The sequence below is a fragment of the Nocardia sp. NPDC052112 genome, from assembly GCF_040680135.1.
Classification (GTDB): Bacteria; Actinomycetota; Actinomycetes; order Mycobacteriales; family Mycobacteriaceae; genus Nocardia.
In genome coordinates, this window is sequence record NZ_JBFAWD010000011.1 from 44,382 (window position 1) to 69,495 (window position 25,114).

Below are 25,114 nucleotides of genomic sequence, written 5' to 3' on the forward strand. Positions count from 1 at the left end.
AAGATGGACGGCGCAGCGGCTCGGAATCTTTCCGCGACCCAAGACGGCCCTTCTGCGAGCGAAGATGTCACGGCAGTCGAGCAGGTCGATGGTGACGGTGATGGTCTCAGTCGTCGCGAACACGACATCCTGGCCTTCGAACGGCAATGGTGGAAATACGCCGGGGCCAAAGAAGAGGCCATTCGTGAACTGTTCGGCATGTCGCCGACCAGGTACTACCAGGTACTCAATGCGATGGTGGATCGGTCGGAGGCATTGGCCGCCGATCCCATGCTGGTGAAACGGCTGCGCCGACTGCGGGCGAGCAGGCAGAAGGCGCGAGCCGCTCGGAGGCTCGGCTTCCAGGTATGACGCGCCGCCGCGATAGCGGAGCCGGTGCAACGACCATGCGGCCGGGTTTGCGGCTAGGGTTTTGAACGTGAGCAACCCGAATCCCACCTCCGGCGGGCCGCCGTTGCGCGCGCTGGCGATGGTGTTGATCGCGCTGGCCATCGTTTTTGCCGGGCTCGGTGCGATGTCGTTATCGAGTTCGGATTCCGATACCTCGGGGGCGGGTGATTCCTCGAGCACAACGAGTCGGGCCGCCGCCACAACGGCGGTCGCGACGACCAACTCGCCGGTGCAGACCACGAGTGCGGCACCGACCAGTTCGGCATCGGCCACCACGAAGTCGTCGACCACGACGACGCCGAGTACGACCACGGCGAATCGCGCTGTGCCGGTCCATGTTCTGAACAACAGCACCGTTGTCGGGCTGGCCGCGCGCACCGCGAGCGAGCTCACCGCCGATGGCTGGACGGTTGCCGAGGTCGGCAACTATCCCGGCCCGAATATCGTGAATACGACTGTGTTCTACGGCAATAACCCTGGTGAGAAAGAAGCCGCACTGGCCATAGCCGACGAACTGGGCGTGACCGCCGAGCTGCGCTCCGGCGGGTCCGGTTCGGGTGTGACGGTAGTTGTCACGGGCAACTGACCAGTACGGGGGCTCGCGACACGGCCCGGTCACGGGTGCGACACGGCGGGCGTGGCATCATCTTGTCCGGTAACGAACGTGTCCACCCAGCTTTACTCGTAAACTCGGTACTCGTAAAGGAGTTCCTCCGATGGCCCCGAACACAACTCGTCGCCCGTCCTGGCGGACTGTGACCCCGGTGCTCGCTGTCGCGGTCTTCGGGCTGGCCGCCTGCTCGAACAGTCAGGAGTCGAGCGACGTCCAGGGAACTACGCCGCCCGTGTGGACCGGTGCGTCCGCCCCACCGGCCGGCGAATCCGGCCCCGAGACCGGCGCCCCGAATGCCAATGCCGGGGTCAAGGTCGACCTCAAGGATCCGGCAGGTGCCTCGGTCGCCGTCGCGAACATCACCAAGGACGGCAATCACCTGCAGGTCAGCATCGAGGCGCACGGCCTGCGCCCCGGCTTCCACGGTCTGCACATCCATCAGTTCGGCAAATGCGAGCCCAATTCGGTCGCGCCCACCGGCGGACCCGCGGGTGACTTCCTGTCGGCCGGTGGCCACCTGCAGGTCGGCAGCGCCAATGCCCATCCGGCCAGCGGCGATCTGACCTCACTCGAGGTCCGTTCCGATGGTTCGGCCAAGCTGGTCACCACCACCGATGCGGTGACGTTGGACGACATCAAGGGCAAGGCCCTGATGATCCACGCCGACGCCGATAACTTCGGCAATATCCCCAACCGTTATGTCCGCGCCGACGGCGTTGCCGGCCCGGACGACACCACTCTGGCGACGGGCGATGCTGGCGGCCGCGTCGCTTGCGGTGTAATCCAGTAGCAAGGTCACCGATATGGCCGGGACAGCAATCGCGCGGGTTCCCTTTCCCGGGTCGCCCCGGCCTACCATCGGTATCGAATGGGAGATCGCGCTCGTCGACAAGGTGACCCGCGATCTGTCGAATACCGCTGCGGCCGTATTCGATTCGCTCGGTGACCTGCACGCCTACGATGGCACTCCGCAGGTCACCAAGGAATTGCTGCGCAATACGGTCGAACTTGTCACCGGTGTGCACAACAATGTCGGCGAGGCCGTCGACGATCTGCGCGGCACCATGGATACCGTGCGGCGGGCCGCCGATCCGCTCGGCGTCGACCTGTTCTGCGCGGGCACCCATCCGTTCGCCCAGTGGTCGGCCCAACAGCTCACGCGCTCAGCGCATTACGACGAACTGATCGATCGCACCCAGTGGTGGGGCCGCCAGATGATGATCTGGGGCGTCCATGTGCATGTCGGAGTTTCGCACGCCGAGAAGGTTTTTCCGATCCTCAACTCGCTGCTGCTGTCGTATCCGCATCTGCTGTCGCTGTCCGCGTCCTCGCCGATGTGGGCGGGTGCCGATACCGGTTACGCCAGCAACCGGACGTTGATGTTCCAGCAGCTGCCCACCGCCGGTCTGCCGTTCCAATTCGAAAACTGGTCTCAGTTCGAGTATTTCGTACACGACCAGATGAAGACCGGTGTCTTCGAGCAGCTCGGCGGCATGCACTGGGATATCCGGCCCGCGCCGAAATGGGGCACCATCGAGGTGCGGGTCTGCGATGGGATCTCGACCCGCGCGGAGCTGTCGGCCATGGCCGCGCTCATCCACTGTCTGATCGTCGATCTCGATCAGCGCCTCGACAATGGCGAGACGCTGCCGACCATCCCGCCGTGGCATGTTCAGGAGAACAAGTGGCGCGCGGCCCGCTATGGTCTCGACGCGATCGTCATCGTGGACGACGACAGCAATGAGCGGTTGGTCACCGATGATCTGATGGATCTGCTGCAGCGGTTGGAGCCGACCGCCAAGCGGCTCGGCTGTGCGGACGAACTCGCCATGGTGGCGGAGATCCCACAGCGTGGGGCCTCCTATCAGCGGCAGCGCAAAGTGGCCGCGAGCACCCAGGGTGATCTGGTCGCGGTGGTCGATGCCCTGGTCAAGGAGTTGGACCAGTAGATCTTCCTGGCCGAACAGATGGCTGACGTTCAGCTGGTCAGGGGGATGGCGTTCATCCGCCGTTTACTATGGTCGACGTGCTTGTCGAAGATCCGGGACATCCCGTAGCGAATGCTCGCAGGTCGCTCGAAAAGGCCAGCGGTCGCGTCGCCGAGCAGGTGCGCGTGCCGCGCTCGCGGATCTGGACGGTGGCCGCGATCGCGGCGGTGCCGGTACTGCTCATCGCGCTACAGGTGGGTTCGATCGGGCACGATTTCGAGGGGCCGCTCGGCAGTCTGTGGCACGACTACGTCGGCACTCCGAAGTCCATGTCGGTGCCGTGGGCCGGACTCGTGCTCGCTTTGGTGGGAATCGCCAAGCGCCGCAGAATAATCGCGGTAGCCATCGCGGCGGGTATCGACCTGGTGTGGGCGGGTATTCGACTGCTGAACGGCGAGTCGTTCGCCATCGGCAATGGGCCGACACTCGTGCTCACCGGTCTGGCGCTGGTCGCCGGATTCCGCTGGAGCGGGGCGGAGCGTCGCAATGCGCTGCATGCCGCCGCATTGGGCGCGCTGCTGGTGCTGGCCACCAAGGTCGGTGATGTGTGGCTGCACATTACGGTCGTCAGTCGGCCACAGGTCTACGACGTCTATGTGGCCCTGGCCGATCACGCGCTCGGCGATCCGTCCTGGGTGCTGGGCCGCGTGGTGGATGCGCTGGGACCGGCCGTCTACGCGGTGCTGCACTGGGTCTATATCGAACTGCCGGTGGCGGCGATCGTCGTCGCGGTGTGGCAGTTGCGCCGGGTGGTGTCGACCGGCGTATGGCCGACGCACTATCTGGTGCGTACCTTCCTGGTGCTCGGACTGATCGGTCCGGTCATCTATGTGATCTTCCCGGTGGTCGGCCCGATGTTCGCCTTCGGTGCGGACGGCCACGGCCTGCAGGTCGGCAACTTCTGGCCCGGTGCCATCCCGCCGATCGATCGCAATCCGGTACCGCTGCCATTCGATTCGTTTACGCCGCGCAACTGCATGCCGTCCATGCATACGGCCTGGGCGCTGTCGGTCTTTCTGCATACTCGCCGGGACGGCGATGGTTCGCGCGCTCCGCTGTGGCTGCGCTGCCTCGGCGCGTTCTGGTTGGCTGCCACGCTGACGGCGACGCTCGGCTTCGGCTACCACTACGGTGTCGATCTGGTCGCCGGTGCGGTGCTCTGCTTGACCATCGAGTCCGCGCTGCGTGATCCCGAGCGCGGCTGGGGCTGGTTCCGGGTGCGCCTTGTGCTTTTCGGTGCGGCAATCCTCGGCACGCTGCTGCTTTCATTCCGGTATCTCGCGGTTTCGATGGCCGAATACCCGGTGCTGGCCGGGACGGTCGTGCTCGCGCTGCTGGCCGCGATGGCCGCGGCATTCCATGCGACGTGGTTTGCCGCGACGCCCGAAGTCGCGGCGGACCAGAGGCCGGTGGGTGCGGCTCGATAGTCGTTGCGCCCATTCCTGTGGTGGTCCCGGCAGCTGGTCAGGAGCTCACAACGTGTCGTCCCGCAACTCGTTGACGCGCAAAAGCCCGTCGCGGTAGCGCTGCTCCCGATAGGCCGTCCGGCCGATCAGATGCGCGATTACCGGCGCGGTGAGCAGGGTGAACAGCCCGACCAGCACCAGCAGCCAGATATTGCCGTGGCCGCGCAATTGGAGCGCCACCCCCTCCAGCACCAGGATCAGGCCGACCACCTGGGGTTTGGTGGCGGCGTGCATGCGTGTGAGGGTGTCCGGAAAGCGCACGATGGCGATCGATGCGGTCAGCGCGAGCGTTGCGCCGCTCAGGATGAGGGTCGCGGCGGCCACATGCCACAGATTCATACGTCGTCCCGGACGCGGAAGCGGGAGACCGCGGCGGAGCCGAGGAAGCCGACCAGTGCCAGCGCGACGATCGCGGGAATGACCGTGGTGTCGTCACTGTAAGCGGCCCAGACCGCCAGGCCGGAGGCGGCGATGGCCATCAGCGAGTCGATGCCGACAACGCGGTCGAGGGTGTTCGGTCCGACCAGGATGCGGTAGCTGACGATGACGGCAGCCGCCATCAGCATGATGCCCGCCACAATCGCGACAACAGTCACGGCTGCACCTCTTTCTCCTCCGGAGTTGTTCGGTCCGAACGCCATTCGGTCGGGCGCTCGAATGATGAGATGAGCAGCCGTTCCAGCCGTCGGGTGGTCCGGAAGAACTTGTCGACAGCCTTCTCACTGCCCACGTCCAGGACGTGTACATAGAAGACGCAACGCTGCCGGTCGATCTCCAGCACCATGGTGCCGGGAATCAGATTGAGCAAGTCGGCGCACAACACCAGCACCAGATCCGATCGCATACTCAGATGCACCCGCAGTACACCGGAGACCGGCGGCGGTGCCGGACGGATGGCGAACCAGGCGATCTGCAGACTGGATTCCAGTGCGTAATACGAACTGACGATGATCAATTCGACCAGCGACAGCGGATGCAGCCGCCCGGATACCGGGACGCGGGGCAGCGGCAAGGTCAACATGATCGACGCAGCCACCGCGAGTCCGGCCAGCAGGTTGCCCACACTGAGATCGCCCCAGAGCGTCACCCAAACGGCGGTGAGCCACAACAGCACGCCGATGCGCACGATTGTCGAGCGATTCGGGACAAGCCGACGAACGGTCCTCATCGGACGGCGCCCTTCGCTGCGGCAGACGGATTGCCGAGTACCGCAACGACATACACCACCGGATCGCTCAGATCGTCGGCGGCGCGGTCCGCGATACGCAGGATCGGACCGGCGAATACGGTCAGGCACAGACCGACCGCCACCAGCGCCGCCGTCGATGCCACCATCAGCAGCGGCATGCGTCCCGGGTCGGTGCGTTCGTCATACAGCACATCGGTCGACTCCTCGACCAGAGTCGGGGGTTTCGCCGCGGTGAGATGTCCCTCCGGTGCCTCGATGCGCGGCCGCCAGAACGCCTTGCTCCACACCCGCGCAACGGCATACAACGTCAGCAGGCTGGTCACCACCGACCCCGCGACCAACACCCATGCCAGCACACTGCCATCGGCCGCGCCCGCCTGCAGCAATGCGACCTTGCCGATGAATCCCGAGAACGGCGGTATCCCACCGAGATTCAAGGCGGGCACCAGGAAAAGGATCGCCAGCAATGGACTGGCCGCCGCCAAGCCCCCCAGTCGTCGCAGTGATACCGAGCCCGCCTGTCGCTCGATCAGTCCGACCACCAGGAACAGTGCCGTCTGCACCAGAATGTGGTGCGCGACGTAGAACACCGCGCCGGAAAGTCCGGCGGCGCTGGAGAGTCCGATGCCGAACACCATGTAGCCGATATGGCTCACCAGGGTGAACGACAGCAGGCGTCGGATATCGCTCTGCGCGATCGCGCCGAAGATGCCGACCAACATGGTGAGCAGGCCACAGACCAGCAGCACATCGTCGAATCGGCCGTCCGGGAACAGCAGGGAGTGCGTCCGGATGATCGCGTACACACCGACTTTCGTCAGCAGGCCCGCGAAAACCGCGGTCACCGGTGCGGGTGCGGTGGGGTAGGAGTCGGGCAGCCAGTTCGACAGCGGGAAGACGGCCGCCTTGATACCGAATGCCACCAGCAGCACCGCGTAGACGGCCATCCGAATACCGTTGGGCACCTGGCCCATTCGCACCGCCAATTGGGCCAGGTTCAGTGTTCCGGTGGCCGCGTAGGCCAGTGCGATGCCGGTCAGGAAGATGAGCGAAGACACCATCGAGACCATCACGTACGCGATGCCTGCGCGGATCCGGTCCGCGGTGGCGCCGACGGTGAGCAGCACAAACGATGCGGCGAGCAGGATTTCGAAGCCCACGAACAGGTTGAACAGGTCACCGGCCAGGAAGGCGGCCGAAACACCGGCGGTGAGTACGAGATACGTCGGTCGATAGATCGAGGTCGGCTGGCGCTCGTCACCGTCACGGATGTTCTGGCCCGCACCGTAGACCGAGACCGCGAACAGCACGATCGCGGAGACGAGCAGCATGGCCGCGGAAAGTCGATCGACCACCAGCGTGATGCCGATCGGCGTACTCCAGCCGCCGACCTGTAGTGCGGTGGTCCCGTCGCGATCGACCAGATACAGCAGCGTTGCGCAGACGACCACCACGACCGACAGCGTGAACAGCATGACGAAGCTCTGGATGCGCGGTCGCCGCCCGAACGCCAGCGTGCCCGCCGCCCCGAGCAGGGGCACCAGGACCGGTAGCGGTGCGAGGGTGGGCAGCGGACTCAATGCTCCGGATCCTCTCCCTGGCGCCGGGCGGCGACCTCGGCGTCCTCCGGATCGTTCTGCACGGTGTCGGTGGTGGTGAGGATGTAGGACCGATAGGCGAGGGCCAGCACGAAGGCCGCCAGGCCCATAGTGATCACGATCGCGGTGAGTACCATGGCCTGAGCCAGCGGATCGGCCATCTCTTCGCCCTGATGCCCGGCCGCGCCCCGAATGGGTGGCCGACCGTTGCGTCCGCCGACGGTGAGGATCAGCAGATTCACCGCATTGCCGAACAGGATCATGCCGAGCAGCATCTTCGACACCGCGCGTTCGAGGATCAGATAGACACCGCACGCGACGAGAATCCCGATCAGGATCAGCAGGGTCAGATTCGCGGTCACTGGAAACCTCCGCGCACCGAGGGGGATTCGTCCTCGGCTGTGGCCAGTTCACTGTCCAGGCGCGCACCGAGGCTGCGCAGCACATCCAGGACCAGGCCGACCACGATGAGATAGACACCGAGATCGAAGAACATCGCGGTGACCACCTCGACGTGCCCGAGCACCGGCAGCGTCACTTCCACGATCGCCGACGACAGCGGCGGGGCGCCGAGCAGCAGTGAGGTGCTCGCGGTTCCGGCGGCCAGCGCGAGACCGCCGCCGAGCAGATGCCCCGCATCTACGGGCAGTGCCTCGCCGAGTTCGTAGCGGCCGCCCGCGAGATAGCGCAGCGTCAGTGCGAGTCCGGCGGTCAGCCCGCCCGCGAAACCGCCGCCCGGCGCATTGTGGCCGGAGCAGAAGAAGTACACCGACAGCACCATGATGGTCGGGAAGACCAGCCGGGTGGTGACCTGCAGGACCATCGATCGGTCGCGCCGATCCACCAGTCGCCCCGCGGGTAACCAGCTGACCAGGTCCGGATCGTAGTTCGGCGCATCCGCCGCGCGCGGGGCGCTGCCGAATCGTCGACTGCGGAACACCAGTGATGCCACACCGGTCGCGGCAACGACGAGGACCGAGATCTCGCCGAGGGTATCCCAGGCTCGGATGTCGACCAGCAGCACATTGACGGCGTTCTTGCCGCCGCCGAATGTGTATGCGGCATCGGGAATCAGGCGCCAGATGGGTTCGGTGGAGCGGGCGGCGACGGCGAAGGCGGCCAACACCGCGACGGTCGCGCCGACCAGTGCGGACAGGATCGCACGCCGAGCTTTGAATGCCGCCGTCCGGCTTTCGTCGATGTCGGCGGGGAAGGCCCGCAGCACCAGCACGAAAATCACCAAAGTCAGTGTCTCGACCAGGAATTGGGTCAGCGCCAGATCGGGCGCGCCGTGCAGCGCGAAGATCACACCGCAGCCGTAACCGGTGACCCCGACCACGAGCACACTGGCCAACCGGTTGCGCAGCACCGTCGCGGCCAGTGCCAGGACGGCCATGATCGCGCCGATGGCCACCTGGAACGGCGAATCCCACAGGCGCAGGCGAACTCCGGTGCGGGTGCCGACCGCGAGCAGAATCGTCGGCAGCAGGATCAGTGTCACCAGAATCGCAGCCTGGCTCAGCGGCAGCGAACCGCGCTGCACCGCACCGGTCATCCGCAGCGACAGCCGGTCCATGGCGCGCAGGGTGGCATCGTAGGCGCGGTCGGCATTGCCGAGCATGGTGGCGGATTCGCCGATGCGACCACGCAGCTGGAAGACCATGATGCCCGCGCAGATGATCAGGATCGTGAGCGCCAGTGGGGCATTGAATCCGTGCCAGCGTGACAGATGCGAATCGAGAACGCCGGGAAGGGTTTCCGCGTACGGGCTCAACAGTTCGTCCAGCCACGGTGCTTCGAGACCCGCTACCAGGCTCCCCACCGCGAGTAAGGCGGGCCCAGCCGTGAACAGCGCTCCCGGTGCATGCCAGTGACGCGGTTGCGGATAACCGGGCTCCGCTGGGGGTATGTTCCCGGCAGAGTGTGAATCCGCGCTATCGGACTCGGTCCAGGATGGCACCTCGCGGTCCGCGAAGGCTCCCCAGATGAACCGAATGCTGTAGCCGACGGTCAGTACGGATCCGAGCGCCACACCGGCGGCCAACGCGGCCTTGGCCGGTTCGGCGAGGACATCCGCATCCAATACCGCGGCCAACGCACTTTCCTTGCCCACGAACCCGAGCAACGGTGGAATTCCGGCCATGCTGAGCGCCGCCAGCACCGCAACCCCGCACAGCACCGGCGCGCGCCGCCCCAGCCCCGACAGTTCCCGCAGATCCCGCGTACCGGCACCGTGGTCGATGATCCCGACCACCATGAACAAACACGCCTTGAACAGCGCATGCGCCACGATCAAGGTCGCACCGGCCAGCGCCGCATCCGGCGTACCCAGTCCGACCAGCAGAATCAGAAAGCCCAACTGGCTCACCGTCCCGAAGGCGAGCACCAGCTTCAGATCCGTCACCTGCAACGACCGCAACCCCGCGAGCACCATCGAGGCCACGCCGAGCGTAAGGATCAGCGGATGCCAGGCCGGGCTTTCGGCGAATACCGGCGCCAACCGCGCCACCAGATAAACGCCCGCCTTCACCATGGCCGCCGCGTGCAGATATGCGCTCACCGGTGTCGGTGCCGCCATCGCACCCGGCAGCCAGAAGTGCAGCGGCACGATCGCCGATTTGCTCAACGCCCCGACCAGCAACAGCACCACCGCGACATCGACCGCGACCCCGGATGGCGGCCCGGCGAGCAGATCCGAGAGCAGATAACTGCCGCGCACCTGACCGAGGATGACAATCCCGACCAGCATGGCCAGGCCACCCGCCCCGGTCACCAGGAGCGCCTGGATGGCCGCACGCCGGCTCACCGCCTGCTCGGCATTGTGGCCGACCAGCAGGAACGACAGCACCGTCGTCATTTCCCAGAAGACGAACAGCAGCAACATGTTATCGCTGGTGACCAGGCCGAACATGGCCCCGGCGAAGGCGACCAACTGGGCCGCGAACACCGGCAGCCGCGGTTCGTCGTCCTCGAAATACCGCGCGCAATAAGCGAGAATCACCGCGCCGATGCCGAGTACCAGCGCGGACATGATGGCGGCGAGTGAGTCGAAGCGCAGTTCGATATTCATTTCGATGCTCGGCGCCCAACCGACCCGAACCCGTTGTGTCCTACCCCAATTCGCGATCACCCAGCCGAGACAGCCGAACGGCACGAGCGCGAGGACGTAGAAACCGTTGCGCCCCAACGCCCGCACGCACAACGGTGCCGCCAGTGCGGCCAGCACGAGCGCGAGCAGGATTCCGAGCAAACTGCACTCCGTCGGGTAGTTGCGGCGGGGTGATGCGAATGATCTTACTTGGAGCCTGGGGCTTTCGTCGGCCGAGCGAGTATGGCGTATGCCATCTCCACGCGGGTGGGCTATATGTCCGCTAACGTCTCGTCGTCGACGGACCGCCCCGGCTTGCGCCGGCTGCGCGGCCGGAATCGGCGCAGCACCGCCAACCCGAGGGCCGAACCGCAGGCGATGGCGAGCGCGGTCCGGCCTGCCAGCTCTTGATGGTCGGCGCCCCCGTTCAGCGGCCATTCGGCGCTGTCGTGCGGCAATGCGGTGATGATCGACGGCAGGTACAGCGCCGAAATGGCGAGCACCCCGCTCGGTGCGTAGCGCGGCCACGCGGTGCCACAGCAGTAACCGGCCGTCAATGCCAGGGCCGTGCTGCCCACCGCGGCCACAAAGCGATGGTCGTGGGGGGATTTCACCAGGGCGAATACCGCGAGCCCCACGATCAGCACGATGGCGATGAAGGTCGAGGGCAGGCGCATCCCGATCAGCAGCCCGACCGCGGTTGCCGCGATCAGCGCGGCGACGCTCCACCCTGGCCGCGGATCGCCGCCCATCGCGTCCGCGGTGGCGACCAGACTCACCGCCAGATACACCCCGGTCCCGTCGCGCCCTGGTAGCAGCATGGCGGCGGCGGTGGCGGCGATGACCGTCGCGGCGACCGCCATCCCGATTTCGACCGCATGGCTGACCCCCGGCGCATGCTGATACTGCCGCGCCAGCCATTCGGTAATGGCCAGGATCACCAGTGCCAGCACCATCGCGGCCAGGATCGGCGTGACCGGCAGTTCGACGGCGATCCGCGGCGGCTTCGATTCCTTCGGTCGGGACCGATTGCGCAGCGTACTGATGACCAGTAGGGCCACCGCGACGCTGACAAGCCAGCGCGGCGGTGTCTCGAGCACCGAGTACGGATTGTCATCGGCGATCTCCAGCGCCTGCGCGAGATCACCGAAAACGAAGAAGCCCGCGGCGCCGATCGCGTAGCCGGCCGCCGGACCTGGTCGGCGCAGCACCGCCGCGCCCAGCGCGCCGAGCAGTACACCGGCCAGAATCGAATCCAGATAGTTCTGGGTGGTCAGCAGGTCGGCTGAGGAAACATGGCGTCCGGCAAAGTGATTGACGTCCATGGCGACCGCGCCGAACAGTGCCGACGCCCAGGCCAGCAGCGGCTTGCGGAAGGTGATCACCAGCACGGCGACGGCCACCGCGACGATCACCCCGATCGCCGCGCTGCGCGGGACGCTGTTGTTCAGGCTGGCCAACCGATACGGCGAGCTGTCGGCGGACCAACTGAAGGTGATCGGCAGGAATAGTGCGACGCCCGCGACCGCGGCCCCGAAGAAGGCCGTGATCGTGTCGATCGCATCGCCGATCTTGCGCACCCCGTCGAACTTACCCGCGCTCGATGTGGGAACGGGTGATTGCGCCCATATCGCCCGAACATGTCGGAACTGCGGAAACAGCAGGAAGGCGACAATTGCCAGTGGATTGCGCTGAACGGCTATCGGCGGCTGTCCGCGTACCGGCGCAGCGACTCGACCTGCTCGGCCTCGAGCGAAGGACGCACCACCGCCCTGGCGGCCGCGACATCCCCCGCGTTGACGTCGGCGGCGTCGACGTCGCGGCGCATCGCGGCCAGTGCCGCTTCGCGTAGCAGGGCACTGCAATCGGCCGCGGAATAGCCGTCCAGGTCGGCGGCGAGTGCGGCCAGGTCGACATCGGCGGCGAGCGGCACCGATTTCCCGGCGGCCCGCAGGATTTCCAGTCGGGCGTCGCCATCCGGCGGTGGTACGAAGATCAGCCGTTCCAATCGACCGGGCCGCAGCAGTGCCGGATCGATCAATTCCGGACGGTTCGTCGCGCCGAGCACCACCACATCGCGGAGCGGTTCCACGCCGTCGAGTTCGGTCAGCAGCGCCGCGACCACGCGGTCACCGACACCGGAGTCACTGTTCTGTCCGCGGCGCGGCGCGAGCGCGTCCACCTCGTCCAGAAAGATCAGCGACGGCGCGGAATCGCGTGCGCGCTGGAATAATTCGCGTACCGCTCGCTCAGAGGCGCCGACCCATTTGTCCATCAATTCGGCGCCCTTGACCGCATGCACGCTGAGCTGACCGGTCCCGGCCAGTGCGCGCACCAGGAAGGTCTTACCGCAACCCGGCGGACCGTAGAGCAGTACGCCGCGCGGCGGACGGATACCGAGACGGGCGAAAGAATCCGGGTGCCGTAGCGGCCAGAGCACAGTTTCGGTGAGCGCCTCCTTGGTCTCGATCATGTCCCCGACGTCATCCAGGCTGAGGCTGCCGATCGCGAGTTCCTCGGTCCCGGAGCGCGATAGCGGCCGGATCACCTCGGTGGCGCCGAGCAGGTCCGATTGGGTCAGCTCCGGTTCCGAATGTTGTTTACTGGCCCGTGAAGCCGCGCGCAGCGCCGCCTCCCGGCACAGCGCGGCCAGATCGGAAACCACGAAACCGGGTGTACGCGAGGCGATTTCCTCCAGTTTCAGATCCTTGGTCGGCACCTTGCGCAACAGCTGCTCCAGCAGCGCCTTGCGGACGGCGGCGGTCGGCAGCGCGAGTGCGAGTTCGCGATCGCAGAGATCCGGTGCCCGCAGCCGCGGATCGATACCGGCCGGATGCGCCGTGGTCGCCAGGAAGGACACGCAGGGCTCGGCGAGCGCCGCGCGCAACTGGTCCAGGATGAGCGTGGCGACCGGTTCGGCCGGTGCGGGCAGCAGTGCGTCGATATCGGTGACGAGCAGGATGCCGCCCCGTCCGGAGCCGATTTCGGCCACCGCGGCCGCGACCTCGCGCAGCCGCGCACCGCTTTCGGCCGCACCGACCGTCGGACCATCCAATTCGACAATGCGCCGCGGCGCGGCGACCGCACGGGCCAGTGTGGCCTTGCCGACCCCGGCCGGGCCGGTGATCAAGACCCCGAGATGCGGCGTGGCGCCGAGGGCCTTCAGCAGTTCCGGTTCGTCGAGCGCGAGGCTGAGCCACTCTTGGAGTTTCGCCGCCTGCCCGTGGGCACCCGCCAGATCCTCGACCGGAACGGCCGACTCGCCGATGTTCGCGGTCCAACCCGCGCCTGCCCCGTTGGTCGCGGCCAGCGCCGCGGCCTCGGTGGCCCCACGCGCGGCCTCCCCCTGCGGTCCCGGCAGTCCGGCCGCCGCCCGATCGGCGGAATCCCGGGCCGCCACCGCGCTCGCCCCCCATACCACCGCGGTATTCGGCTGCACACTCACCGGAGCGCGGCCGGGATCGGTCGCGGTGACGGTCAGCAGTTCGGTGGTCCACGCGATGCCGAAGGTGCGCGAAAGTGCTTGGGTGGCAGCCGACGAACTGATATCCGGGCCGAGGTCGCGGGGCAGCAGCGATACCGCGTCACCGACCGTGACCACCTTGCCGAGCAGCGCCTGCCGCAGCGTCGCCGCCGGAATGGTTCTGGTGGCATGTACCGAACCGCTCACCGAAATCTGCTTCGCGCCATAGACCGTCGCGGGGGAAACCACCACGTTCGCGTTCTCGCGCAGTCCCGCGTTGGACAATGTGACGTCATCGAGCAGCGCCACCCCCGCCGGTGTGCCCGCCGGGGCCACCCCGACCACCGCGGCGGTGCGCCGCGCTCCGATCAGCGCGATACCGTCCCATTCCCGCAGGCCGAGCGCGGTCAGCGCCTCCGGATGCAAACGGACCACCCCGCGCCTGGCATCCGCGGCGGAGGGATTCAGTCGAGCGGTGAGTGCCAGTTCTGCCACTGTGCCATTCTGCCCGCGTCCGGCCCCCGTTGGTCGGCGGACCGTCGGATAGATCCGAGATTATGCGGAAAATCGTCGATGGTGAGTGTCCCGATCCGCTAATGCGCGCCGCAATCCGAAATTGTGAATGTACTCACGGAACCGAAAACGGCTGCGGATCGTCTTCGATATCGCCGATCGGACGTGCAGTCGTGGCAGTGCGCTCTGACCAGTAATTTCGCCCCGAAGACTGGTACGTCTGTCCGAGTTGATCGCATTAGCCTCGGCGAATCATGCCGCCTCACCACGGATCGAGCGGGAGCCACGGCCCACTCGCGATATGAGGCGCGACTGTTTCGGAATTAGCAGCTCGGCTCGAGCAAATGTGGGGCATCGCTCATGTCGCCCGACTGCATTACAGATCGATCCGTGGAACTGTGGACAGTTAAACCTCGGCAATTGCCAAAGATTTCACGACTTACGAACCCCGATGTGCGACAACGAATTCCGCACGCTAACGTTCTGGTCCCGCCCCTTGTCGGGGCGGGACAACAAAGTGGAGGGAATTCAAGAAATGAAGTTCGGAAAGATCACTACTGCTGTCTTCATGGCCGTCACCGCGGTGGGGATTACCGCGGCTACCGCCAATGGGCAGCCCGCCGTGGCGACCGACCAGCCGGCGGCAGTGACCCAGGGGGGCGTGACTTCTGGTGTTGAACACGGAATCAACTACCACACAACGGTTTCCCCAACTGATAAGACCATCACCTGGGCGGTTGACAGCGGCCGGTTCGAGCTCGCCTCGGACGGCGCCGCAGTGCTGCTGAAGTCCGACGACGGCGCGACGGTGGACCAGGTGCCGCTGCGCTCCGAGGTGGCGGGATTCCCGATCGCGGTGAGCCAGCAGATCAGCGCGGACGGCCGCACCGTCGCGCTGGTTTCGACGATGACCCCGGCGGACACCGCGAAGTTGAAGGACATTGCGGGGCTGAAGGACATCAGCTCCTACGACCGGCTCATGGAGCAGGTCAACAAGAACCTGCCGGGCATCGTCATCGGTGCCGTCATCGGGGCTTTCATCCCCTTCCTGTGGATCATCAGCATCCCGGCCGGTGCGCTGATCGGCGGATACGTCATGGGCGGCCAGGAGTTCCTCGACGCCGTGATCGCGTTCGCCACCGGTCAGCCCTGATCGTCGCGCAATAAGTAGAACGCGCGTATACAGCGCCTGCCCGCTGTGTACGCGCGTTCTGTGTCTGTGCCGTCGGTGCTGCGACCGAGCAGCGCGGCCCTACTGGTTCTTTTCGACGATCCCGGCCGCCACCGCGACCGGCGTATCGGCGTAGGTGGGAGCCAGGCAGACGAGTTTGGCGGTGCCGAGTGCGACATTCGGGCTGCCCTCGAACGCACTGCCCGGATTCTCCGCAAGCACCTTCTCGATCAGCTCCTTCTCCTCGGTGCTGTCCAACTTTTTGAACTCACCGCAGGTGGTGCTCGACGCCGGGCCGAGCGAGGAGTTGCTCGCCGTGGTTTTCGTGCTGGTCGGTGCGTCCGCGGCCGAGGTCGGCGCGGCGCCGCTCGGGCGCGCGGATGTGGTGCTCGCGGGCGTACTGGTGCCCGAGGTGCCCTTGCGCAGACCGTTGGCATCGGTGTTGGAATCATCCGAACTGCCACATCCGGCCAGTGCGATTGCCACCGCCCCGGTGGCCAGGGCGATGGCGGTAACTCGCTTGATCACGTGCGTTCCCCGGTAACTCGCGGCGCCGGAGTCTCCGGCGCGTCCGGAGCAGGGTACCGGGTGAGATCGTTCGGCTGTCATAGAGCCCACCGTGCGATGCGGCCCTTATGTTTTCCCAAACGATCCCTGATCGGAGAAACGTAGCGCGCAGAGCCCCGGATTCATCCGTGGGGTAAGCACATCGATCCCGCATGTTCTTGCGCCGCAATGAGTTTCTCTGTTAGCCACCGACTCACTCACCGGTGTTCGGCGATAGCCAAGTCGAGGTCGGTGTTCTCGCCGCCGGGCAGGCGGTGACAGCCTGTGGAGACCTCGCCGTTGGGCGGTCTGCGAAGCAGGAACCAGCGGGTACCCGCGAGGAAATACCGTACCAACTGGTTCTAGCGCCAGTTGGAATCCCTCGGCTTCAGCTGTGGGGAGGAAGTCGAGGTCAGTGGATGTGGCTCTGCCAATCGGCGGGCACCCGGCCGTGCGGTCCGGGAACCGGCTGGTCCACCGGATGATGGGTCGGCGGTGTGAGTTCCGGTCCGCCGCTGTACATCTCGTCGGAGCGGAAGTCGAAGAACCAATCCTCGCCCGGCTCATAGCTCTGGATGAACGGATGTCCGGTGTCCTTGGCGTGTTTGGAGGCGTGCTGCTGCGGCGAGGTGTCACAGCAGCCGATATGGCCACACTGCGCACAGCGCCGCAAATGCACCCACCAGCCCTGGGCGGCTTCACATTCCATACAACCCGGACCGCTGGGCGCGACCGTGGGATCGATACCCTCCAACTCCTGCGTCATTGCTGATCTCCTGCATCGGCTTCGGATCGGTCGCCGGACTCCGCCATGTCTTCGGGACGGTGCAGCGGGAGCCAGACCGTGAATCGGGTATTGCCCGGCTCGGAATCGAGCCGGATATCGCCGTGGTGCTTGTTCACCACGATCCGGAACGAGATATCCAGGCCGAGACCGGTTCCCTCGCCCACCGGCTTGGTGGTGAAGAACGGTTCGAAGATACGGCTGCGCACGTCGGCGGGCACGCCGGGGCCGGTATCGTCGATTTCGACGACGGCGCAATCGTTTTCGTGCCTGGTGCGGATGGTGAGCGTGCCCTGGCCGTTCATCGCGTACACCGCGTTATCGATCAGGTTGGTCCACACCTGGTTCAATTCCGCCGCATAGCAGGGCACTTCGGGCAGTGTCCGGTCGTACTCCTTGACCACCTTGACGCCGTCACCGATCTTGCGGCTCAGCATCACCAGCGTGCTGTCGAGCAGTTCGTGGATGTCGACTACTTGGAACGGCGCCCGGTCCATCTGCGAATACTGTTTGGCGGCGCCGATCAGGGTGGAGATGCGCGTGGTCGAATCGGCGATCTCGTTCATCAGCAGCTCGGTCTCGATGGTGTAGTTCAGCCATCGGATCGCACCCTGGAACACCTGCTCCGGACAGTCCTCCAGGGTGGCCGAAACCCGTTCCAGCCAGTCCACATCGAAACCGGCCTGCACGAAATTCGGAGCCAGATTCCAGCCGTCATCGATGCCGTGGTCCTCCAGCCATTCGCTGAGGATGTCCTCGCGCTCGGAGGCCTCCAGGGTGGTCAGCTCCGGGGCCTTGGCGACCTGGGCCGCCGCTTCCTCTTGCAGCCGCACCAGCACCTGCAGCGACGCGGTATCGAACTTGCCCTGCGCCATCATCGCCAGCTTGTGCCGCATGCCCGCGATCCGGTCACGCAGCCCGGAGGTCGCGCGCACCGCGGCGGCAGCCGGATTGTTCAGCTCATGGGTCAGACCGGCCGACAGCGAACCGAGCGCCAGCAGGCGTTCGCGCTCGGCGATGCGCTCGCTGCTCTTGCGGGCGCCGAAGAACGCGCCCTCGAGCAGGTGCACGGCCATCGGGAACCAGTCGTGCATCAGCTGCGCGAAGGCGCCCGCATCCAGTACGAAGAACCGCGACCGACGGGTCACGTACATCGAACCGGTGTAGTTCTGGTCGACCTTGTCACCGAGATAGGCCGTCCACGCGCCCGCATACGCGCCGCGGTAGTCGGTGCGCGTCGTCTCGATCTCGGCACCGCCGGAGAGCTTGGTGAGCTGTACCTCGCCCTCGATCATCACGTAGAAGCAGGTGGCCGGATCGCCCTCGCGGAAGACCAGTCCCGGTTCGACGATCTCGATGCGGCCATCGGCGCACAGCAGCGCCAACTGTTCGTCGGTGAGCTTTTCGAAGAGGAACAGACTGCGCAGCTCCTCCGGATCGCAGACCAGATGACTGCTGCGCTCCGCTGTCTCCGTCGAATTCATGGTCCAGCCTCCTATCACGCCAGATACCGATGCACGAGCATGACGGCCATCGCACCCTCGCCGACCGCCGAGGCCACCCGCTTCGCCGAGTCGGCGTGCACGTCACCAGCGACGAATACGCCGGGGACGCTGGTCTCCAGGTGATGCGGCGGTCTGGGTAGCTCCCAGCCCGCGGGTCTGGATCCGTCGACGAGCAGATCGGGACCGGCGAGCACATAGCCCGTCTGGTCCCGCTTGACCACGCCATCGAGCCAGTCGGTCTGCGGTGCGGCACCGATGAACAGGAACAACCGTTCGGCCTCGGCTTTTTCTTCCGCGCCGGTCCGATTGTTGCGCAGCACGATCTGCTGCAGGTGATCTTCGCCGTCGGCGGCGATCACTTCGGTACAGGTATCGACGCGGATATTCGGTATCTGCGCGATCTGCTGGATCAGATAGTGCGACATGGACTTCTCCAGCGAATCCGCACGGACCACCAGATGCACCGTGCGTGCGTTGCGGGACAGGAATACCGCCGCCTGCCCCGCCGAATTCGCCCCGCCGACAATGTAGACATCGTGGTCGGCACATTCGGAAGCCTCGGTCATGGCCGAGCCGTAATAGACCCCGCGCCCGGTGAAATCGTCCACGCCGGGGGCGGGATGGCGCCGGTAGTCCACGCCTGTCGCGATGATCACCGTGTGCGCGCAGAGCCGTCCGCCGTCGGCGAACCGCACGGTCCGCGCGGACCCGTTCACCTCGAGTCCGACCACCTCGCGCGTGGTGATCACCTCGGCGCCGAACTTCGCGGCCTGCCGCCGCGCTCGGTCGGCCAGCTGCGCGCCGGACAGCCCGTCTGGGAAGCCCAGATAGTTCTCGATGCGCGAACTCTGCCCGGCTTGGCCGCCGGTCGCGGTGCGCTCGACGAGCACGGTGCGCAGCCCCTCGGAGGCGCCGTACACCGCCGCGCCGAGTCCGGCGGGTCCGCCGCCGACCACGATCAGATCGTAGAAGTCGCCGGTCGGATTGGTATTCAGCCCAACACTTTCGGCGAGCTCGCCGTCGCTCGGCTGCACCAATGCCTGACCGCCCGGGGTGATCACCACCGGACAGATATCGGGATCGGCACCCGCCGCCTCCAGCAGCCGGGCGCCTTCCGGTTCCTCGGCCAGATACCAGCGGTAGGGCAGCTGATTGCGGGCCAGGAATTCGCGCACCTCCGACGACCGCGGCGACCAGCGGTTACCGACCACCTTGGTCTCGGTGACCGGTTTGTGGTCGTTGCTGCGCCAGGCCTCGAGCAGTCCGTCCAGGACCGGATACAGCTTCTCCTCCGGCGGATCCCACGGTTTGAGCAGATAGTGGTCCAGGTCGACGACGTTGATCGCATCGATCGCGGCGCTGGTATCGGCGTAGGCGGTCAGCAGCACGCGACGCGCGAACGGGTGCAGGTCCATGGCCTGCTCGAGGAATTCGATGCCATCCATGCCCGGCATCCGATAATCGGCGATCAGTACCGCGACCGGTTGACCACGCAATTTCATCTCACGCAGTGCGTCGAGCGCGTCCGGGCCCGACTCCGCGCGCAGAATCCGGTAATCGGCGCCATAACGGCGGCGCAGGTCGCGTACGACCGCGCGGGAAACCCCCGGATCGTCGTCGACGCTGAGGATGGCCGGTTTCGGAGCAGCGGGTGCAGTCACATATCGAGTATGGTCCGCTCGTCAAACGCGATGTTCGCGCACCAAGTCGAGTTCGGTGGGGGTGAGCAGGCGTTCGAGTTGTTCTTCGGTGACTATCGGGTGGGCGGTGCGCGGGGCGGAGGTGTCTCGGGTAGCGGGGATCTGGGGTTCGATAGCGGGAAGCAGCGGAACCCGATCCGCGTGCCGACGATGTAAGAGCGAGCGCAGTTTCACGGCCGATCACCTCACGCTTGATGGAAAAGCTTGTGGCAGTGTCTGATGCTTCGTCTATCCGCCATTGTGCGCGCGCCATTACAAGGCCGGGTAAACAAATCGCGAAAAAGTGACCCATTTGTCTTCCAACAGCGGCCGACCAGGGGCTTGCTTCTCGGTAGTCGTTGTTGTCGCGCACACACCACCGGTGTGGGTCGAGGACGTCCGAGCAGGAGGATGCGCACCGACCCCATGGGTCCGAGACACGCTTTAGGCTGTTGCCAATCGCCCCTTTTTTTCTTTCGGAGGCAGCGTTGCCGAAAAATATCGAAGCCACGATCGAGATCGCGGCACCGCCGGAACAGGTCTGGGCCGTCGTTGCCGATCTCAAGCGGATGCCGGAGTTCAGCCCGCAGTGCGTACGGATGCTCGCGCTGGGCGCACCGAAGGCGGGCACCTGGACGATCAACCTCAATACCGACGGCAAGAAGTACTGGCCCACCACCGCGCGCATCGTGCGCTATGAGCCCAACCAAGCCTTCGCATTTCGGATCAACGAGAACCGCAGCATCTGGAGCTTCACGCTGGAGCCGACCGCCACCGGCACCCGGCTGGTCGAACGCCGCGATGTGCCCAACGGCACCAGCTGGTTCTCCCGCAAGGCCATCGATGCCGCGCTCGGCGGTGAGGCGCCGTTCGAGGAGCTGCTCGAGCGCGGGATGCGGGAAACCCTGGACAAGATCAAGTCTGCGGTCGAGACAGCGGCCTAGCCTTCGGATGTTTTCGCGCGAACGGGCGCGCTGGATGCGTAGGTTGCGTCTATGCGACCCATTGCACGTTATTCGGTAGTCACTGTCGCCGTTCTCGGTTCGGCCCTGTCGCTCACCGGATGCGGTAAATCCGATTCGGCGCCCGCGCGCGAAGTCACGGTGGTCGGCACCGGTCAGGTGCGCGGTGCGCCGGACACCCTGAACGCCGATCTCGGCGTCGAGGTGAACGCCGACAACGTATCCGCGGCCATCGCCGGTGCCAACGAGAAGTCCAAGGCGATGACCGATGCCATGGTCGCCGCCGGACTGGCCCGCGAGGATGTGCAGACCAAGGATGTTGCCATTCAGCCGCAGTACCGTCCGGACGGACACGTCATCTCCGGCTACCAGGCCACCAACTCGGTGCACATCGTCATCCGCGATCTGTCCAAGGGCTCGGCGATCCTGGACGCGGGCACCAAGGCAGGTGGCAACGACACCCGGATGCGCGGGGTTTCCTTTGCGATCGAGGACAATTCGAAGCTGCTCGCCGATGCCCGCTCGCGCGCCTTCGCCGATGCCAAATCGCGGGCAGACCAGTACGCGGTGCTGGCCGGGTTGAAGTTGACCGATGTCATCACCATCAACGAGGCCAGCAGCCGCGAGGACAACAGCACCTCGAAAGTCGGTGCGGCTGATTCGTTTCAGCTGGAACCGGGCACCCAGACGGTGACCTTCACGGTGAAGGTCACCTGGGGTCTCGGCTGAGTCGAGTTACTGCCAGTTGGGCAGTGTCACGACCTGCGCGGCGTAGGAAAGACCGGCACCGAAGGCGATCAGCAGCGCGGTATCGCCCGGCTTCGACTCGCCCTTGCGCAGCAGCGCCTCCATCGCCAGCGGAATCGAGGCGGCCGAGGTATTTCCGGTCTCCTCGATATCGTTGGCCAGCGCGCAGTGCTCGGGCAGCTTCAGCACCCTGGCCATGATCTCGATGATCCGACCGTTGGCCTGGTGCGGGATCATCGCGTCCAGGTCATCGGTGGATAGGCCGGCGCGATCGATGGCGTCGCGGCACACCTTCTCCAATGAATGTGCGGCCCAGCGGAATACCGCCGTACCCTCCATGGCCAGGTAGGGCCGCACCGCGTCCAGGCCCTTCTCCTCGATCTCCTCGAAGAATTCGATCCAGTCCTTGTCCTGCCGGATCGCGTGGTGCTGGGTGCCGTCCGAACCCCACACCGTCGGTCCGATGCGCTGCTCCTCGGACGGTCCGACCACCACGGCGCCCGCGCCGTCGGCGAACAGGAAGGCGGTCGCGCGGTCCTTGGGATTGATGGTGTTGGTCAATTTCTCCACACCGATCACCAGCACATGTCCGGCGGTTCCGGCGCGCACCAGATCCGATGCCAGCGCGAGCGCATGACAGAAGCCCGCGCAGCCGGCCGAGATATCGAATGCCGCGGTGCCGTTCATGCCCAGCTCGGTCGCGATCTGCGGCGCGGCCGCCGGGGTCAGCAAGAGGTGGGTGGAGGTGGCGACGATGACGCAGTCGACCTGGTCGGCCTCTACGCCCGCGGATTCGAGCGCGCCGCGGGAGGCCGCGACGCTCATGCTGTGAATCGTCTCTTCCTTCGAGGCGAAACGCCGCGTTTTGATCCCGGAACGGGTGCGGATCCACTCGTCACTCGAGTCGATGGGTCCGGCCACCTCGTCGTTGGTGACGATTCGAGCGGGGCGGTAAACGCCGAGCCCGAGGATCGCCGTGTGCTCAGCCCCTGTTGTCTGGGCGATTCGAGCAGCCATTATGCGTCTCCTATGTACCTGCGGCGGCGCCGCCGGGGTGTACCCCGAAGCATCGAACTGAGTCCCTCATCGGCCAGCCGCCTACGTCACACGTAGACATGAGGCCCCCTCATATTAGCCCGTGTTGCGCGTGTTGGGAGTGCGTATTCTCACATTTGGCGGGTATACCCTCGAAGCACGCCCTGTGGTGCGGCGCTGCCCCAACTATTGATTCGAGGACACCATGCTCGGACTCGGGATTATCGGGTGGATCATCATCGGCGGTCTTGCTGGTTGGATCGCCAGCAAGATCATGAAGACGGATGCGCAACAGGGCATCCTCCTCAACATTGTGGTCGGCGTGGTCGGGGGGCTACTAGGCGGATTCCTACTCAAGTTGCTAGGTGTCGACGTCGAGGGCGGCGGACTGTGGTTCAGCTTCTTCACCTGCCTCGGTGGCGCGGTGATCCTGTTGTTCCTGGTGAAGCTGTTCACCGGCCGTAGAGCCGTGCACTGAGCGCGGTGTTCGATTTGCGGCGTTCGCGTATACAGGCTGTATCCTCCGGGCCTGACGCGAACGCCGCCCGTGTTGGATTTGCGGCGTTCGCGGGGCCCTCCGTGGTTACCCAGGCTGTCTACTCCAGGCCTGACGCGAACGCCGCAGTGCTACAGGCTCCGTTCCCGTAAGGTGTGAACGCTTGCGCCGACCTATCGTTGAGGGGCGCAAACCGTCTGCATCGAGCACGAAAGAGGAGCCTGTGGCACGCCGTCCCACCCCGCCCGGCACGCCCGAAACGACCGGAGTCGGCCATATCGTCGATCTGGTCCGGGCCGCGATTCCCCCGCTACATCCCGCTGGGCTGCCCTTTGTCGCGGCACCGCTCGCGGTGGCGGTCATCGGCGGCAAGCGCAAGTGGGTGCGCCGTTCGGGGCTGCTGGCCGCAGCGGCCTGCGCGACGTTCTTCCGGCACCCGAACCGGGTGCCACCGAACCGGCCGGGCGCGGTCGTCGCACCGGCCGATGGTGAGATCGCCCTGGTCGATACCGCGACTCCACCTGCTGAACTGGGCCTCGGCGATGTGCCGCTGCCGCGCGTGAGCATCTTCCTTTCGGTGCTCGACGTCCACGTGCAGCGCACCCCCATCTCCGGCGTCGTGCGCACCGTGCTGCACCAGTCCGGGCAGTTCCGTTCTGCGGATCTGCCGGAGGCCAGTGCGGTGAACGAGCGCAACAGCATGGTCATCGATACCGCCGGTGGCGCGCAGCTCGTGGTCGTGCAGATCGCGGGTCTGCTGGCGCGGCGCATCGTCTGCGACGCACAGGTCGGCGACAAACTGACCATCGGCGATACCTACGGCCTGATCCGATTCGGCTCCAGGGTCGACACGTATTTCCCGGCGGGTACCGAACTACTCGTCGAACCCGGACAGCGCACGATCGGGGGCGAAACTGTGCTGGCCGTACTGTCCACCGACTCATGATGGAGCAGGCCCTGCCCACACCGCAGCGAAGGCGCCGGACCATCCGGCTGTTGCCGAGCATCGTGACAATCATGGCGCTGTGCGCCGGACTGTCCGCGGTGAAGTTCGCCCTGGACGACAAGCTCGACATCTCCTTGGCGATGGTCGGCGCCGCGGCCGTACTGGACACTCTCGACGGTCGGCTGGCCCGGATGTTGAGCGCCACCACCAAGATGGGCGCCGAACTCGATTCGCTCTCCGACGCCATCTCCTTCGGCGTCGCGCCCGGTCTGGTGCTCTACATCGCGCTGCTGGACAGCAATAGCGCGGGCTGGATCATCGCGCTGGTCTTCACGGTGAGCATCGTGCTGCGCCTGGCCAGGTTCAACACCCTGCTCGACGACGACACGCGGCCGGAATGGTCACGCGAGTACTTCGTCGGTGTCCCCGCGCCGGCGGCGGCGCTGATCGCGCTGGTGCCGATCGGGCTGTACGTGCAGTTCGGTGACGGCTGGTGGGTCGGCTACTACGAGGTCGCGGCCTGGACCTTATTCGCCGCGGCGCTGGCGGTCAGCACGATTCCGACGCTGGCCATGAAGTCGGTGTCGGTGGCGCCGCAGGCCGCGGCCGGGCTGCTGGTGCTGACCGCGTTGGCGGCGGCGGCGCTGGTCACCTATCCGATCGTGCTGCTACTGGTGCTGGTCGCGCTGTACCTCGGGCATATCCCGTTCGCCTGGCATTCGCAGCGCTGGGTGGCCGCGCGTCCGGAGACCTGGCAGCACAAGCCGTCCGAGCGGCGGGCCCAGCGGCGGGCGCAGCGGCGCCGGCCCGCGCTGCGGCGTCCGGCGATCCGCGGGGCGAGCCGCCTGCGGCTGCGCAGTCCGGGTAAGGAACGTCGGATGGACGACCTGCACAACTGAGCGTTTATCCGCTGTTTCGGGTTGCCTGGTATTCCT

General features: G+C 66.0%; 25 protein-coding genes. 11 read left to right on the plus strand and 14 right to left on the minus strand.

Annotation, left to right across the window (positions count from 1 at the left end; translation table 11 throughout):
* The first annotated feature begins 3 nt into the window (after positions 1 to 3).
* The 5 genes from AB0L58_RS21985 to AB0L58_RS22005 all read left to right on the plus strand — a co-directional run bounded on the left by AB0L58_RS21985 (position 4) and on the right by AB0L58_RS22005 (position 4,418).
* The gene (locus AB0L58_RS21985; protein WP_364389312.1) at positions 4 to 351 is read left to right on the plus strand and encodes a DUF3263 domain-containing protein; all 348 of its coding nucleotides are present in this window, start codon (positions 4 to 6) and stop codon (positions 349 to 351) included.
* Positions 352 to 418: 67 nt separating this feature from the next.
* Positions 419 to 976 (plus strand): LytR C-terminal domain-containing protein, encoded by a 558-nt coding sequence (locus tag AB0L58_RS21990; protein ID WP_364389313.1) that lies wholly within the window; start codon positions 419 to 421, stop codon positions 974 to 976.
* Positions 977 to 1,106: 130 nt separating this feature from the next.
* Entirely contained in the window at positions 1,107 to 1,793 is a 687-nt protein-coding gene (locus AB0L58_RS21995; RefSeq protein ID WP_364389314.1) for a superoxide dismutase family protein, read from the plus strand.
* 13 nt (positions 1,794 to 1,806) lie between these two features.
* A complete protein-coding gene (locus AB0L58_RS22000) occupies positions 1,807 to 2,952 on the plus strand; it encodes a glutamate--cysteine ligase (protein WP_364389315.1) in 1,146 nt (381 codons plus the stop codon).
* A 164-nt stretch (positions 2,953 to 3,116) separates the two neighbouring features.
* Entirely contained in the window at positions 3,117 to 4,418 is a 1,302-nt protein-coding gene (locus tag AB0L58_RS22005; protein ID WP_364389605.1) for a DUF5933 domain-containing protein, read from the plus strand.
* Between the two features lie 45 nt (positions 4,419 to 4,463).
* Here the strand turns inward: AB0L58_RS22005 and mnhG are convergent, their stop codons facing one another.
* The 8 genes from mnhG to AB0L58_RS22045 form a co-directional block, all read right to left on the minus strand.
* Entirely contained in the window at positions 4,464 to 4,796 is a 333-nt protein-coding gene (gene mnhG, locus AB0L58_RS22010; RefSeq protein ID WP_364389316.1) for a monovalent cation/H(+) antiporter subunit G, read from the minus strand.
* The gene (locus AB0L58_RS22015) at positions 4,793 to 5,053 is read right to left on the minus strand and encodes a monovalent cation/H+ antiporter complex subunit F (protein ID WP_364389317.1); all 261 of its coding nucleotides are present in this window, start codon (positions 5,051 to 5,053) and stop codon (positions 4,793 to 4,795) included. The genes mnhG and AB0L58_RS22015 overlap by 4 nt, the downstream gene beginning before the upstream one ends.
* Positions 5,050 to 5,625: a Na+/H+ antiporter subunit E gene (locus tag AB0L58_RS22020; protein ID WP_364389318.1), complete on the minus strand. Its 576-nt coding sequence runs from the start codon at positions 5,623 to 5,625 to the stop codon at positions 5,050 to 5,052. The genes AB0L58_RS22015 and AB0L58_RS22020 overlap by 4 nt, the downstream gene beginning before the upstream one ends.
* Positions 5,622 to 7,226 carry a Na+/H+ antiporter subunit D gene (locus AB0L58_RS22025; RefSeq protein ID WP_364389319.1) on the minus strand — a complete coding sequence of 535 codons (1,605 nt, stop codon included), beginning with the start codon at positions 7,224 to 7,226 and terminating at the stop codon, positions 5,622 to 5,624. The genes AB0L58_RS22020 and AB0L58_RS22025 overlap by 4 nt, the downstream gene beginning before the upstream one ends.
* Complete coding sequence (locus AB0L58_RS22030) at positions 7,223 to 7,606, minus strand: Na(+)/H(+) antiporter subunit C (protein WP_364389320.1); 384 nt, start codon at positions 7,604 to 7,606, stop codon at positions 7,223 to 7,225. The genes AB0L58_RS22025 and AB0L58_RS22030 overlap by 4 nt, the downstream gene beginning before the upstream one ends.
* Positions 7,603 to 10,494 (minus strand): Na+/H+ antiporter subunit A, encoded by a 2,892-nt coding sequence (locus AB0L58_RS22035; RefSeq protein WP_364389321.1) that lies wholly within the window; start codon positions 10,492 to 10,494, stop codon positions 7,603 to 7,605. Before AB0L58_RS22035 ends, AB0L58_RS22030 begins: the two co-directional genes overlap by 4 nt.
* Before the next feature lie 110 nt (positions 10,495 to 10,604).
* Complete coding sequence (locus AB0L58_RS22040) at positions 10,605 to 11,912, minus strand: hypothetical protein (RefSeq protein ID WP_364389322.1); 1,308 nt, start codon at positions 11,910 to 11,912, stop codon at positions 10,605 to 10,607.
* A gap of 119 nt (positions 11,913 to 12,031) precedes the next feature.
* Entirely contained in the window at positions 12,032 to 14,290 is a 2,259-nt protein-coding gene (locus tag AB0L58_RS22045) for an AAA family ATPase (protein WP_364389323.1), read from the minus strand.
* A gap of 553 nt (positions 14,291 to 14,843) precedes the next feature.
* Between AB0L58_RS22045 and AB0L58_RS22050 the strand changes: the two genes are divergently transcribed.
* Positions 14,844 to 15,461, plus strand: a complete 618-nt coding sequence (locus AB0L58_RS22050; RefSeq protein ID WP_364389324.1) for a hypothetical protein — start codon at positions 14,844 to 14,846, stop codon at positions 15,459 to 15,461.
* A 99-nt stretch (positions 15,462 to 15,560) separates the two neighbouring features.
* Here AB0L58_RS22050 and AB0L58_RS22055 read toward each other — a convergent pair whose 3' ends face one another.
* The 5 genes from AB0L58_RS22055 to AB0L58_RS22075 form a co-directional block, all read right to left on the minus strand.
* The gene (locus tag AB0L58_RS22055; RefSeq protein ID WP_364389325.1) at positions 15,561 to 16,007 is read right to left on the minus strand and encodes a hypothetical protein; all 447 of its coding nucleotides are present in this window, start codon (positions 16,005 to 16,007) and stop codon (positions 15,561 to 15,563) included.
* Between the two features lie 430 nt (positions 16,008 to 16,437).
* Positions 16,438 to 16,791: a UBP-type zinc finger domain-containing protein gene (locus tag AB0L58_RS22060; protein ID WP_364389326.1), complete on the minus strand. Its 354-nt coding sequence runs from the start codon at positions 16,789 to 16,791 to the stop codon at positions 16,438 to 16,440.
* Positions 16,788 to 18,293: an ATP-binding protein gene (locus AB0L58_RS22065; RefSeq protein WP_364389327.1), complete on the minus strand. Its 1,506-nt coding sequence runs from the start codon at positions 18,291 to 18,293 to the stop codon at positions 16,788 to 16,790. The genes AB0L58_RS22060 and AB0L58_RS22065 overlap by 4 nt, the downstream gene beginning before the upstream one ends.
* Before the next feature lie 14 nt (positions 18,294 to 18,307).
* The gene (locus AB0L58_RS22070) at positions 18,308 to 19,975 is read right to left on the minus strand and encodes an FAD-dependent oxidoreductase (RefSeq protein ID WP_364389328.1); all 1,668 of its coding nucleotides are present in this window, start codon (positions 19,973 to 19,975) and stop codon (positions 18,308 to 18,310) included.
* Positions 19,976 to 19,996: 21 nt separating this feature from the next.
* Positions 19,997 to 20,188, minus strand: a complete 192-nt coding sequence (locus tag AB0L58_RS22075; protein WP_364389330.1) for a hypothetical protein — start codon at positions 20,186 to 20,188, stop codon at positions 19,997 to 19,999.
* Positions 20,189 to 20,481: 293 nt separating this feature from the next.
* On the opposite strand from AB0L58_RS22075, the gene AB0L58_RS22080 reads away from it, so the two are divergent.
* Both AB0L58_RS22080 and AB0L58_RS22085 read left to right on the plus strand, forming a co-directional pair.
* Positions 20,482 to 20,937: an SRPBCC family protein gene (locus tag AB0L58_RS22080; RefSeq protein ID WP_364389331.1), complete on the plus strand. Its 456-nt coding sequence runs from the start codon at positions 20,482 to 20,484 to the stop codon at positions 20,935 to 20,937.
* Between the two features lie 51 nt (positions 20,938 to 20,988).
* Positions 20,989 to 21,684 (plus strand): SIMPL domain-containing protein, encoded by a 696-nt coding sequence (locus AB0L58_RS22085; RefSeq protein WP_364389333.1) that lies wholly within the window; start codon positions 20,989 to 20,991, stop codon positions 21,682 to 21,684.
* A 6-nt stretch (positions 21,685 to 21,690) separates the two neighbouring features.
* Here AB0L58_RS22085 and AB0L58_RS22090 read toward each other — a convergent pair whose 3' ends face one another.
* Positions 21,691 to 22,719: a beta-ketoacyl-ACP synthase III gene (locus tag AB0L58_RS22090; protein WP_364389334.1), complete on the minus strand. Its 1,029-nt coding sequence runs from the start codon at positions 22,717 to 22,719 to the stop codon at positions 21,691 to 21,693.
* Between the two features lie 223 nt (positions 22,720 to 22,942).
* Between AB0L58_RS22090 and AB0L58_RS22095 the strand changes: the two genes are divergently transcribed.
* The 3 genes from AB0L58_RS22095 (at position 22,943) to AB0L58_RS22105 (ending at position 25,078) form a co-directional block, all read left to right on the plus strand.
* Entirely contained in the window at positions 22,943 to 23,215 is a 273-nt protein-coding gene (locus AB0L58_RS22095) for a GlsB/YeaQ/YmgE family stress response membrane protein (protein WP_364389335.1), read from the plus strand.
* A 241-nt stretch (positions 23,216 to 23,456) separates the two neighbouring features.
* Entirely contained in the window at positions 23,457 to 24,179 is a 723-nt protein-coding gene (locus AB0L58_RS22100; protein WP_364389336.1) for a phosphatidylserine decarboxylase, read from the plus strand.
* The gene (locus AB0L58_RS22105) at positions 24,176 to 25,078 is read left to right on the plus strand and encodes a phosphatidylcholine/phosphatidylserine synthase (protein WP_364389337.1); all 903 of its coding nucleotides are present in this window, start codon (positions 24,176 to 24,178) and stop codon (positions 25,076 to 25,078) included. The genes AB0L58_RS22100 and AB0L58_RS22105 overlap by 4 nt, the downstream gene beginning before the upstream one ends.
* Positions 25,079 to 25,114: the final 36 nt, after the last annotated feature.

Excerpts from the sequence above, each read along its gene's own strand:
- AB0L58_RS22060 (WP_364389326.1), bottom strand. The coding sequence starts at position 16,791 with ATGACGCAGGAGTTGGAGGGTATCGATCCCACGGTCGCGCCCAGCGGT.
- AB0L58_RS22085 (WP_364389333.1), top strand. The coding sequence starts at position 20,989 with ATGCGACCCATTGCACGTTATTCGGTAGTCACTGTCGCCGTTCTCGGT.
- AB0L58_RS22090 (WP_364389334.1), bottom strand. The coding sequence starts at position 22,719 with ATGGCTGCTCGAATCGCCCAGACAACAGGGGCTGAGCACACGGCGATC.
- AB0L58_RS22095 (WP_364389335.1), top strand. The coding sequence starts at position 22,943 with ATGCTCGGACTCGGGATTATCGGGTGGATCATCATCGGCGGTCTTGCT.
- mnhG (WP_364389316.1), bottom strand. The coding sequence starts at position 4,796 with ATGAATCTGTGGCATGTGGCCGCCGCGACCCTCATCCTGAGCGGCGCA.
- AB0L58_RS22065 (WP_364389327.1), bottom strand. The coding sequence starts at position 18,293 with ATGAATTCGACGGAGACAGCGGAGCGCAGCAGTCATCTGGTCTGCGAT.
- AB0L58_RS22000 (WP_364389315.1), top strand. The coding sequence starts at position 1,807 with ATGGCCGGGACAGCAATCGCGCGGGTTCCCTTTCCCGGGTCGCCCCGG.
- AB0L58_RS21995 (WP_364389314.1), top strand. The coding sequence starts at position 1,107 with ATGGCCCCGAACACAACTCGTCGCCCGTCCTGGCGGACTGTGACCCCG.
- AB0L58_RS22050 (WP_364389324.1), top strand. The coding sequence starts at position 14,844 with ATGAAGTTCGGAAAGATCACTACTGCTGTCTTCATGGCCGTCACCGCG.
- AB0L58_RS21985 (WP_364389312.1), top strand. The coding sequence starts at position 4 with ATGGACGGCGCAGCGGCTCGGAATCTTTCCGCGACCCAAGACGGCCCT.
- AB0L58_RS22105 (WP_364389337.1), top strand. The coding sequence starts at position 24,176 with ATGATGGAGCAGGCCCTGCCCACACCGCAGCGAAGGCGCCGGACCATC.
- AB0L58_RS22020 (WP_364389318.1), bottom strand. The coding sequence starts at position 5,625 with ATGAGGACCGTTCGTCGGCTTGTCCCGAATCGCTCGACAATCGTGCGC.